Source organism: Paenibacillus sp. J22R67 (assembly GCF_059692175.1).
This window is the reverse complement of sequence record NZ_JCAUAX010000004.1, coordinates 59,024-71,627: the sequence shown is the minus strand read 5'-3', so window position 1 is coordinate 71,627 and position 12,604 is coordinate 59,024. Positions and strand designations below refer to the sequence as shown.

Annotated in this window: 9 protein-coding genes; all 9 read right to left on the bottom strand. The window is 43.0% G+C overall.

Annotated elements, in window-relative coordinates; translation table 11 throughout:
- Positions 1-15: 15 nt before the first annotated feature.
- Positions 16-864 carry a carbohydrate ABC transporter permease gene (locus AC58VC_RS16690; RefSeq protein ID WP_497369883.1) on the bottom strand — a complete coding sequence of 283 codons (849 nt, stop codon included), beginning with the start codon at positions 862-864 and terminating at the stop codon, positions 16-18.
- A 1-nt stretch (position 865) separates the two neighbouring features.
- Positions 866-1,750 carry a carbohydrate ABC transporter permease gene (locus tag AC58VC_RS16685; RefSeq protein ID WP_497370577.1) on the bottom strand — a complete coding sequence of 295 codons (885 nt, stop codon included), beginning with the start codon at positions 1,748-1,750 and terminating at the stop codon, positions 866-868.
- 151 nt (positions 1,751-1,901) lie between these two features.
- On the bottom strand, positions 1,902-3,236 hold the full coding sequence (locus AC58VC_RS16680) for an ABC transporter substrate-binding protein (RefSeq protein ID WP_497369882.1): 1,335 nt from the start codon (positions 3,234-3,236) through the stop codon (positions 1,902-1,904).
- A gap of 367 nt (positions 3,237-3,603) precedes the next feature.
- Positions 3,604-5,121, bottom strand: a complete 1,518-nt coding sequence (locus AC58VC_RS16675) for an extracellular solute-binding protein (protein WP_497369881.1) — start codon at positions 5,119-5,121, stop codon at positions 3,604-3,606.
- A complete protein-coding gene (locus AC58VC_RS16670; RefSeq protein WP_497369880.1) occupies positions 5,108-7,387 on the bottom strand; it encodes a helix-turn-helix domain-containing protein in 2,280 nt (759 codons plus the stop codon). The genes AC58VC_RS16675 and AC58VC_RS16670 overlap by 14 nt, the downstream gene beginning before the upstream one ends.
- Positions 7,388-7,654: 267 nt before the next feature.
- A complete protein-coding gene (locus AC58VC_RS16665; RefSeq protein ID WP_497369879.1) occupies positions 7,655-8,407 on the bottom strand; it encodes a TIM barrel protein in 753 nt (250 codons plus the stop codon).
- A 27-nt stretch (positions 8,408-8,434) separates the two neighbouring features.
- Positions 8,435-10,738 (bottom strand): glycoside hydrolase family 2 TIM barrel-domain containing protein, encoded by a 2,304-nt coding sequence (locus AC58VC_RS16660; protein ID WP_497369878.1) that lies wholly within the window; start codon positions 10,736-10,738, stop codon positions 8,435-8,437.
- Positions 10,739-10,825: 87 nt separating this feature from the next.
- Entirely contained in the window at positions 10,826-11,674 is an 849-nt protein-coding gene (locus tag AC58VC_RS16655) for a carbohydrate ABC transporter permease (RefSeq protein ID WP_497369877.1), read from the bottom strand.
- A gap of 1 nt (position 11,675) precedes the next feature.
- Positions 11,676-12,581 carry a carbohydrate ABC transporter permease gene (locus AC58VC_RS16650; RefSeq protein WP_497369876.1) on the bottom strand — a complete coding sequence of 302 codons (906 nt, stop codon included), beginning with the start codon at positions 12,579-12,581 and terminating at the stop codon, positions 11,676-11,678.
- Between the last annotated feature and the right edge of the window lie 23 nt (positions 12,582-12,604).

The following is a 12,604-nucleotide window of genomic DNA, read 5'->3' as shown; positions in this document are numbered from 1 at the left end:
ATTCTTTTTATATTCTTATCCTTTGATTCCTGAAGTGGAAATGCCTTCGACAAAATATTTCTGACAGCTGAAAAATATAACTAAGCTTGGGATCAACGAGAGCACAGACATCGCAAAGAGTACCCCCCATGCCGATTCACCTGATGAATCCATAAACAGTCGCAAGCCTAACGGAATGGTATACAGCTTGGAGGTATTAATGTAAAGCAGTTGACTAAAGAAATCATCCCATGTCCAAATGAAAGTGAAAATCGCCGTTGTGATCAGTGCTGGCAATGCCAACGGCATAACAATCCGCCAATAGATTCGTACTTTGCCACAACCGTCGATGGTTGCTGATTCGTCCAACTCTTTGGGCAGACCACGTACAAATTGAACCATAAGGAAAATAAAAAAGGCATCGGTTGCAAGCCATTTTGGAATTGTCAGGGGATAGTACGTATCGATCCAGTTCAATTGCTTGAACAAAATATATTGCGGGATTATTGTAACGTGATGCGGCAGCATGATCGTCACCAACATGAGTGCAAACCAAAGCTTTTTCCAGGAAAAATCCAACCGACCGAACGCATAGGCCGCCATCGAGCATGATAGCAAATTCCCGATCACACAAAGTAGTGAAACTGCAACCGAATTCATAAAAAATGTAATAAAAGGTACTCGTGCAATGCCTGTCCACCCCGTGATGTAATTCTTTAGAGTCACCTCCTTAGGCCACAAGCTTAAATCTGTAAATATCAAATTAGCTGGCTTGAAAGAGCTCGACAGTAGCCAAAGAATGGGATATAGCATAAATAAGCCAAGACCCAGGAGCAGAGCGTGCAATAGAATCCTACTTGATCGGTTATACGCATTTGGAATCATCTTATTTTCCACCGTCCCCGTAATGCACCCAATACTTGGATGAGCGAAAAGTAATTGCGGTAAAGAATCCGATAATAACGAGCAACACCCAAGCCATTGCAGAGGCATAACCCATTTCGTAGAATGAAAAGCCTTTCATGTACAAGTACAGCGTGTAAAATAAAGTAGAGTCCATCGGACCACCGGTACCACCGCTAATAATAAAGGATTGGGTGAAAGCCTGAAAGGCACCAATCAGCTGGATGACCAGATTAAAGAAAATAACTGGTGTCAGTAATGGAATAGTTATATGGAAAAACTGTTTGTATTTGTTTGCTCCGTCCATTTGAGAAGCTTCATAGAAATCTTGAGGTATCTGCTTCAGCCCAGCTAGGAAAATGATCATGGAAGAACCGAACTGCCAAACGGACAATGCAACAATGGAATAAATCGCATATTTCGGATTCGCGATCCAGTCAGGCGCATGAATGCCCAATTTAAGAAGCAATTGATTAACAACACCCGAGCCGCCAAATATTTTGCGCCATAGTACCGCTATCGCGACACTCCCTCCCAATAGGGTAGGCAAATAGTATAGCGTTCGATAAAAGCTCAGTCCGCGCAGCCCCTTATTCATTAAAGCCGCAATCAGCAAAGCAAATCCTAACTTCAAAGGTACTGAGGTAAATACATATAGGAACGTAACTTTTAATGAGGCGAAAAATCTGGGATCATTGGTAAACATCGTGATGTAATTCTCAAGCCCGATATATTGAGGCGGTGAAATCACATCAAACTTGGTTAACGAATAATAGAACGAATTGATCATTGGTCCTATCGTTAAAGCAACCAAACCAATAAACCACGGCAAAAGGAAAAAATATGCAACAGCATTTTTCTTCCACATCTTTACCAGTAAAACACTTAAGTATCTGGAGTTCCTTTTGTCTGCAATTGCAATCCGGTTCATGAGTACACCCCTTTAAACTGTCGGTCGAAGCAACTGTTCGAGGAACGGACCTGATCTAAATTGTACAGGTCCGCAAGGTAGGTAGCATTTACTTTTTATTAATAGCCTTCTCAATTGCGCCGACTAGCTCTTGTGCTGCATCAGAAATAGTCTGCTTACCATAAGATACTTTCTGGCTTACGTTCACCATCGTAGAGTCATATTCCTTAATGTTGGGAAGTTCACGATCTTGCACACGTGAATTTTTGGCTGCCAGATCGATATATTCATACATTTTTTTGTCAACTGGTGTGGCCTTTGCTTTCAGCGCTTCCCGAACCTTGGATGAGCCTGGTACTCCCCGCTCGCTACCTAGTACGGATGTCGCTTCAGGATCATTCACCATAAAGTTAATAAACATAGCAGCTTCTTTCGGATGTTTCGTATTCGCGCTTACAGATATAAACTGGCTCGGCTGCATCCATAAGCCTTGCACAGCTCCCTGCCCTCCGCTCGGCGGCAGCACAATGTTAATTTCGTCCTTCATAACCTTTTGATAGGAATTAATGGCGTTGGACCAAATTAAATGCATGGCAGTCTTACCTTCCACGAAGGAAGAATTCTCAGGCTGCTCGGTGTACGCTGATGTAAATTCTGCAGTTGGCACACTTCCCGCTTTGCGGTAGTTATCCCAAGTTGTTAGCCACGCGGAAATATCCTCTTTACCTAAACCAATTTTTCCATCCTTGTAAAGGGTTTTGTTGCTCTGGCGTACATGATAGTTCATGTATAACGATAGTTTGGATTCATCTACAGCTCCATAAGAGCCTTTACCTAATGCCTTGGTCAAATCCTGAGCATATTTACCGAAGTCATCCCAAGTCCAATTACCCGTTGGCGGCTGCATGCCGGCTTTCTTAACCAATTCCGTATTGTATGCGATTCCAAATGCATTAGATCCTAAAATAATTCCATAGAGTTTACCGTCTAAAACCCCAGAATCTACTGTGGCCTTGTCAAAATCCGCAACGTTAATTTCCTTGTTTACGTAAGGGTTTAAATCTAGTAGAGCGTTTCGAGTGACATAGTCAGGGTAGTTGTTACCCAGCTGAATTAAGTCTGGGGGGTTACCGCCTGCGACTTGAGTATTCAACTTATCCCAGTATCCGTCACTCCCCAGGAATTCGCCGCTGATTTTAACATTTGGGTATTTCTTCTCAAACAATTCAATCACTTTTAATGTAGCGTCATGTCGTACCTGCGAGCCCCACCAGGTCATGCGCAGCTCTACATTCTTAGCTGGTGCTGAATCACCCACAGGTTCACTCGTGTTATTTGGAGTTGAATTCAGTGATCCACCGCCGCCACCTGGTGTACAAGCAGCAAGCATGGAAGCAATAGTAGTAAATGAAACAAGTAAGCTCCATTTTTTACTCATTTTCATATAAACACCCCCTGATATAATTACTAGACACATGATAAATCCCATTGCCATAATACCAACACTCAAGCTGCCAATCATAAATATTGAATTCGTATGATTGCGAGTGTTCACCGCCTTTCATGGCTGTATTTTCAATTACTGTCCCCACAATAACGCCACTAGGAGATTACGTATATGGTCCTATCCGAAGTAGTTTACGATAATCATTAGCGAACTTTCTTATAATCATGAGCGAAGGCATGTCCCCTGGTGTATAGCCGCCCATTTACCAAGCACCCACTTGCTTCATCTCTTCATGTAAAAACAATAAAATAGCCGAGCAAGAGTGACTCTTGCTCGACTACATTTGGCAGTAAGAAACTACTGTCTATTTGTGATTATATTTATTGTACTCCGCAGTATATTCTACAATAATTTGGCTTCCGCCTTGTTTCTTCCATTCTTCTTTCGCCGCGTGCCATCCGTTCTCATCAATTACACCCATAATGAACTTGACTCGAGCATCGTCTATAACTTTAGTTACTGTTTTGCCACGCTCTGTGAATGTATTAGATATCAACGGAGTCGTAGGATCAGCCACAGCATATTGCAAATTGTCCTTAAGCATCTGCTCCACTGTTTTCGCTAACGGCGTTCCATTATTCGTAACCGGTAACGACATACCGAGATGACGTACCGGGTAAACCTCTTTGTTTGCCTTTGTCGGATCGATTGTTTTGATTCCATCCTGTACCGTGTATTGATTTCCTGCCACTCCATAATTAAACATAGTGATCATCTCATCACTGTTCAACTCATTCAGGAACGTAAGTACTTTCTTCAAATCAGTTTCTGTTTTTACCGATGTTTTTGAAACCATATACATGCCATTAAAACCGCTTCCCGCTTGAACACGGATACCCTTCGGCCCTTGCAGGCGTGTAATGACACCAACCTTGGCATTTGGATTAACTTTCAACAAGTCCGTATTCAGATAGGGCAACGTGTAGTTTTCGAGAGCGGAGGAACGGATGCCCACTCTTCCTTTGACGAATTCATCTTCAGGTTTTGTATTTGGTGACGAGGCAAAATCCTGGTTAATTATCTTTTCATCGTATAGTTTCTTCAAAAATTTAAGATTATCCATATATTCTGGGGTCATAAAAGAGGGTACGATCTTACCATCGATAACGCCCCAACCATTCGGTGCGCCTTTCATAATCTCAAACGGGTAAATACCGTTAAACAGCCCGGAACCGGATCCTGTAGTTGAAGTGGCGAAACCGTAGGTGTCCTGCTTACCGTTACCGTCCGGATCTCCAGTCGTGAATGCCTTAAGCATCAGATATAGTTCATCCATCGTGGTTGGCTCCTTCAGACCGAGCCTTTCTAACCAATCTTGACGGTAAAACAAACCATAACGCGCAGTGTAACGAGAGCGGTAAATACCGTACGATTTGCCATCAATAGAGGAATTGTACAACAAGTTTTCATCTAACTTGCTCAAATTCGGATAATCCTTCAGATAGGGAGTCAGGTCCCAAAACGTGTTAGAACGGACGGCATTGACGATCACAGGATTTTTCGTATCTATCACCAATGTGACCATCGGCAGTTGATTAGATGCTATAGTAACGTTAAGCTTTTCGCCATAATTTTGACCGATCCATGTGATATCAAGCTTGGTGTTCGTCTTTTTCTCTAATACTTTCACTAGAGAGTTATCTTCCATCGGTGGCTCGGACGATTCGAACCAAGTCATCATAGAAATATTGAACGGCTTTCCCGCGTCCTGCGCTGAGTCGGATATGGCGGCATCATTTCTGCAGCCAGTCACGGTCCATACAGATATGAAAGAAAGACTCAGTACAATTACGGGCTTCAAAGCCTTTTTATAAAGTTTCATTATTCAGATACTCCTCCCGATATTTCCCCGGGGTCGTCCCCTCCGTCTTACGGAAAGAGCGGATGAAATTTTGAGGGTTGTTGTAGCCTAGCTTCTCGGCAATTTCGGTAATCGTCATGTCAGTCTCGATTAGCATTTTCTTGGCCATCTCGAGTCGGTACGCACTCAAATATTCGCTAAAGGTGATGCCAATGTGCTTGCGAAATACTTGCCTCAAATAGTCTGGACTGAAATTCATGATTGCAGCGCATGACTCAAGCGTTAAATCCGTATGATACTGCTCATGGATGATCATTTTTAGCGTTTCGGAAATGCTGTTATACTGGCGTTTCCGCTTCGATTCCAGCTCTTGAATCAACGGCCCGACCATCTCTTGATTAAAAAAAGTTTCAATTTCTTGGGACGATTTCAAGTCAAAGAAATGATCGACTGCCGATTTATCATGTGGAGAAACCCTCCCACTAATATCAAGTTCATGCTGTTGTGCAAACTTCAACAGCTCTAGCAGTACACCAACCAACGTTAATTGACATTCCCGGTAGCTGTATTCTTGCGCCAGCATCACTTCCGTCACCAGTTCATGCACGAGTTCCTGTGCTTTCGACTGATCCGCAAAGCGGATGGCCTCCATTAGTTGATTTTCAATATCTTTGGGGAAGATGTACGCCGAAGACGCTACATTCCTCAAATCTTCGATATGCAGGACTACCCCGCTGCCTGCGCGAATTCGGTAATCAAGCGCTTCCAGTCCTTCATAATAAGCTTTGGGTGCATCCTTTAAATTACTGAACAATCGGCTAATCCCTATGCTGGAATCCAGCTCCAAATACTGCTTCACCGCTTCTTGGATAGATCTAGCATATTTACGGCTCTCATTCGTCAGATCGAGAGTATCCATACTAGATTTAGCAAGAACAAGTACAACTGATCGGTTGAGCAGCACTGGACTTAGACGGCGCTCTACCGGTACGACCTCGGCGATCATATTTTGAATAGCAAATAAGATCAGATCGTAATCCTTAAGTTCGAATCGTGTTCCTGCCAGTGTATCGAACTGGACGGTGAGTGCAATGAATTGGTCATGTTCTGCCAAACCAAATAATTGGAGTTTTTCTTCTATCTCCTGCCTGCTTAATGTGCCCTCCAACAATTGAATAATAAAATATTCATTCAACTGCGTGGACTGCATGCGCAACTGATTTGCAATTTCCGATTGCGTATGCATCAGATTGAGAATATGTTTACTGATGTGCTCCATCTCGCTGAGGCCGTCACTTGTCACCTCTGGCTCGTCTGGTTTACTAAGCAGCTTATATACTTTACCAATAGGTGAATACATTCGTCTGGAGCCAACGATCGAAATAAGCAGCGTCAGCACAAACACGACGGTGCAGGTCGCGATCGTAATTTTAGCAATAACACCTGTTCCTGCCGTAATATCGGACACCGGTACGACAGATACATAAATCCACCCGTTATAACCGGACTTTAAATAGGTCACTCCATATTTCTGGTCACCGCTGTAAAAAAAGCCGTTCAACTGTCCAGAGGATTCCGCCGAGAATATCGGTTCTTTTGATGCAGCGATAACTTGAGCAACTGAATCCTCTGCAGGCGTAAGGAGTTGAAATTTCTCGTTCAGAATGGCTATGCTGCCCAGTTCATTTTTACGTGCGATGAGTCTTGTCAACTCACTTAATGATATGTCCGCAGCTATAAAACCCTTGGGATTACTAGAAAGTAACGGAAGTTTTTTGACGATTCGCAGAGTACCTACTGTCGATGGATCCGCTTTCATAATAGACCAACCATTATTCTGAATGGAGACAAATTCCTCTTTTAATTGATCTCGTTTGGAGGTTTCATCTAATGAAATGATACCCCCTTGAGCTATATACCAGTTTTCTCTAATATTAATCATTTCAATCTTTTGAATTCTCGTTTCATATGATTGCAGATTATTCATCTCATTCGTTATTGATTTGACCTCATTGAACTTTTGGATGGTAAAAGACAAATCCATAGACTGAATAACCAATTCCGAGACAGCAAACTGAGTAAGAGCACTATCGACCGATTTTATCAGCTGTTCCGTCTGCATTTGAGTTTGCTCAAGAATCGTCTTACTGCCGAGGTTCATTTTCTCTTTTACAAGATCAGAGCTCTTAATATATGAAACTACTCCAAGAAATACGATCGGAATCGTCATGATTATCAAATTAAGCAACAAGATTTTGGTTAAGTAGCTGGATAATCGAATGGGCATGTGAATCTCCTGTGGGATTGGATGTATATGTCTATTCATAGCATAAATATACAATCAAAGTCTACCCACGATGTTGATCTGTTGTTGCTGGAGAAGGACACTAGAAAGGATTTAATCGTTGAAAAAAGAAGCTTGGGATAGACATCAAACTCTCCCCCACTTGTCAGGATAAAAATGAGGAAGAACCACCCTTATTAGGATGATTCTTCTCCCTTGGTTTCTACTTTGCAATCATCCCGAACTTCATTCAATCAGTCACTTACTTTCCTACAGTAGTCCCTTCGCGTATAACAAGCCCTTGTCATGTTCCATTGACGACGCATACTCCAAACCGATGTAGTTCGCATATCCTGCAGAGCCTAGCTCTGCAAATACGTCTGCATACACAATTTCGCCCAATTGTAACTCATGGCGCCCTGGATATCCAGCAGCATGAATATGTCCGATATCTGGGAGCCGCTCAAGCATTGTCCGTATAACATTTCCTTCTGTGATGTGCTGATGGTAGACATCGAAAAGCACCTTGACATAATGACTCCCCACTTGATCGATAGTCGTAAAGGCTTCGTTGGAGCGTGATAAAAAGTGACCGGGATGGTCGATTCGTGTATTCAGCGGCTCCAGCACCAGAGTAATGCCCGCGTCTTCCACTATAGGTGCGGCCAAACGCAAGCCAGCCACAATATGCTCAAACTGGCGCTCACGCTCCACACCCGGCTGTTCAGCACCTGCTGTCGTAATTAGCGTGGAACATCCCAAGCGATTAGCAATCTGAACTGCATCTTTGATACCGTCTACATAGGCTCGATGAGCCTCCTGTGATACAAGCGTGCCACCATTCGTACAGAACGCTGAAAGCGTGAGAGAGAGGCTTTTCATTTCAGCCTCAAGCCTATCAATGTCTTTCGTTCTCCAATTCCAGAACTCGAAGGCATCAATCCCATATGCTTGAACTACACGCAATGCATCCCCTAGATCCCATCCTCTGAATAGAGAATCAATACATACCGAAAGCTTCATACTCTCTCCTATCTGAATCAGGATGTCTTAAATAGCCTCGATAACTAACTGAGCAGGATACATTCCCTCTGAGGATGCCGATAACACTACACGTCCTGTTTCTCCCGTTAATCGGATGACTGTACTCACACATCCTCGATACATGTGCATCCAGTTTCTGTCGTACGGCTCACTTGAGCATAGATCTCCATTATCTACCGCGATAATCTCTGCAGGCCCAGTCACATGGAAGATGACCTTTGAACTATCGCGAAATACAGGTGTGCCATCCAAGTCTTTGGCTCGAACCGTGAATAATTTCTGATAGCCTTCCGTGGCTTCCACAGTGATGACTTCTGAATCAAATCCAAGCCTCACTACTGGACCTGCTGTTTTCAACATATAGTTGCACACCTCTTGACCACTAATATAACCTCTGACCGTTATCGTCCCTGGCAGGTAGGGAAGATAGCCTGTAATCATTCGGCTTGGAAAGTCAGATGGCTTATTCACGTGCAACTTTTTACCGTTCAAATCAATGGTAACTTCCTCACAATTCGTTGCGATCATATAAGGAATTACCGTCTTATTAAATTGAGGAAAATTCCAATGGCTCGCATATCTCGGAGCATCCCAATGTTCCTTAACGCCTTCATCTTGTAGAGAGTAATCCATGACAGCCAAGTAGACCATCGGGTTCTCTGACCAATAGCTTTCATATAGATAAGAAATCGGCTTACGCTCATTATTCGTCGAGAACAACGAACCCGCCCATCCTTTAGCAGGATACCCCATGGATTCACCCAGGTAATCAATGCCTGTCCATAGCATACCGCCTATGACATAGTCATGTTTCTCCACATCCATCCATGGCACTTCATCGCTGAAATTCTGCATCTGATCCGGATGCCCCCGGAAAAATTGGTAAGTCTCCGTTCCCAGAATCAATTTATCGGGAATGGCTTCTTGTATAAGCGGATACCATTGCTCCTGATAATTGCAGCTAATAACATCCACGATCTCGGCAATTCTCCGGATGCGCTCCACTCTTTCATATTTATCATAGATTTCTGTGTCACTAACCTCATCTACAAACTGCTGAATATCCTTTACCTGGGATAAATCGACATTGCTTTCATATTTAAAATGAGGATTCATCGCATAAGAAATCGGTCTCGTATCATCGAGGGTGAGCAGATGGGTTTTCAACATGGTTAATATCTTGAGCATGGATGCCTGCCCTTGATTCTCAACTTCGTTGCCCACTCCCCACATAAAGATGCACGGATGGTTACGATCTCTCTTTACCATAGATTCCAAGTCCGCTTGCCATTCTGTCTCAAAATATCGTCTATATGAACCACCCGTCCATTTATCGAATGGCTCTTCATACACAAGCAGACCGAGTTCATCACAAAGATCCAATATTTCTGATGCTGGCATGTGATGAGAAGGACGAATGGCATTGCATCCCATGGCTTTGAATTTCGTCAATCTTTCTTTCCAGATTTCCGTTGGAACGGCCACTCCGAGACAACCCGCATCTTGGTGAATACAAAATCCCTTTATCTTGGTCATACTGCCGTTGATAGACATGCCTTTACTGGGTATCATTTGAATATCTCTGACACCGATCCGTAAACCGTAGGTATCCACAAGTTGATCCCCCTCAAAAAGGGATAATTCCAAATGATATAAATGCGGTTGATCTGGGCTCCAAAGCTTTACTTGGGGTATTTCAACTCGGATCGTTCCATCTTCCGATTCGCCTGTAAGATAAGTTGTTCCATCAGTAATACAGGCTCTTACTAAGGAGGAAACCCCTGTCTGGATAGTCACAACCCCTTTATCACCAATAACGGCAGATTTTACTTGAATCTCTTCCGGTTTGAGATGATGTTGATTTAACTCTAGCAGCTTAACGTTTCGGTAGATGCCTGCCCCTGAGTACCATCTGTCTGCCGGGAAAGAAGTGTTATCCACTTTAACCAGGATCAGATTGTCTCCTTCATGAATTTTATCCGTAATATCCAGCGTAAATCTTGAATACCCATATTTTCGTCCACCGGCTTCTTTCCCATTCACCCATACCGTACTGTTTTCGTATACACCGTCAAATTGCAAATGATAGACATGATTTTCTTTCATTTCTGAGATAACCATATTTCTTCTATACCATCCGATGCCCCATCTCTCTCTAAAACCTTGAGCTTCAGCCTGTTTCATTTCTCTGTTTATGGGAGCAGTTATTGCCCAATCGTGCGGCAGATGTACGGGCTCGAAATGCTCATCCTTAGGCTCCTTCAATGTGAATTCCCAACCATCCATAATCAAGTTCTCTACATGGCTCATACCTATTCCATCCTCTCGTTATTAAAAACCAGAGGTCTGCACCTCCGGTTACTTAGCGCGTCCTACTCCGTGCAGTGCTTTATCTCGTTACCCTTTGAGTCCTGTTGTGCTTATCCCATCCACGATATATCTTTGGAAAATAAAGAAAACAATAACAGGCGGAAACAAGGATAAACTCGCCATAGCAAACATGGCGGACCAATCGGTCTGTGAACTCGGATCGGCAAACATACGCAGTGCTACACTTACGGTATATAATTTGGGTTTTCCTAAATAAATCATCGCCTCATAAAACTTATCCCAGGTCCAGTAAAATTCAAAAATAGCCGAGGTTACAAGTGCGGGCACAATTAATGGAAGAATAATTTTCAGATAAATACCAAAACGGTTGCAACCATCCATCTTAGCTGACTCATCCAGTTCATAGGGAATGGTCCGAATAAATTGCATGATGAGAAAAATAAAGAACGCACTCCCGAAAAAGGACGGAACAACGAGCGGAAGAATCGTGTTAATCCAATGCATTTTATAAAAAATGATATACTGCGGGATTAAAATTATCTGCGATGGCAGCAGCATCGTCACCATGACGGTGGCAAACCAGAATCCTTTAAACCGGAATTTAATCCGCGCAAAACCGTAGGCGATCAAAGAACAAGATAGCAAGGCGCCTAATGTAGACAATAAGACAATAACGATTGTATTGGTAAAAAAGGTGGCGAACGAAATCCCCGCAAATCCTTTCCAACCGCGAGCGTAGTTAGAGAAGTTCCATACTTGCGGTAACAGGGACTGCGAATCAGCAAAAACTCTTGAGCTTTCTTTAAAGGAGCTGGCAATCATCCAAAAAACCGGGTATAAGGAAAGCACTGCAATAAGAATACACAAGACCTGGAAGCCAATTTTAGGAACTAACGATTTTTGTACAGACGGCATGTCACTCACCCTTTGATTCATAATGAACCCACGAATTTGATGTTTTGAATACAATGGCTGTCAGTACTGCCACAATCACCAGCAGAATGCAGGACAAGGCGGCTGCGTAACCCATCTCAAATAATTCAAACCCTCTTCGGTATACGTACAGCTGGTAGAACAACGTTTTATCCAGCGGGCCTCCCCCCGTGATAATTAAACCTTGGGTAAACGTCATAAAACCGCCGATGATTTGCATGATTAAATTAAAGAAGAGAACCGGACTGAGCAAGGGCAACGTAATTTGTATAAATCTTTGCCAACCATTTGCACCATCTACGACCGCAGCCTCATAGTAGGAGACCGGGATATTTTTCAAGCCAGCCAAAAAAATAACCATCGGAGATCCGAATTGCCACATACTTAGCAGGATAATGGAGCCCAATGCGGTACTCGGATCCGCAATCCAAGAAATATCAGGCGTCTTGCCGAACAGATAGCCAATAAAGGAATTGACAGCCCCTTCTCTGGAGAACAGCAGTCTCCACATAACAGCAACAGCAACACTGCCACCGATGATTGAAGGAATATAGAACACTGTGCGATAAACCCCGACAAATCGATGCTTCGTATTGAGCAGCATGGCAATCGCAAGTGCGACGATCAGTCGAGCAGGAATCGCAATGAGTACATAAACGAAAGTTACTTTCAAAGACTGTATAAACTTAGGGTCATTTGTTAAAATGGCAACGTAATTATCAAGCCCCAGCCACTTGGGGGAGGATAGCAAATCATATTTCGTAAATGAAAAATAGATGAGACAAAATAAAGGAATTAATGTAAATGCTAAAAATCCAATAATCCACGGTAAAATAAATAGATAACCCGACGTATTTTCAAAATTCGAGCGTACAGTTGTTTTTCTCACTTTCCTCCACCTCTTCCGGACAC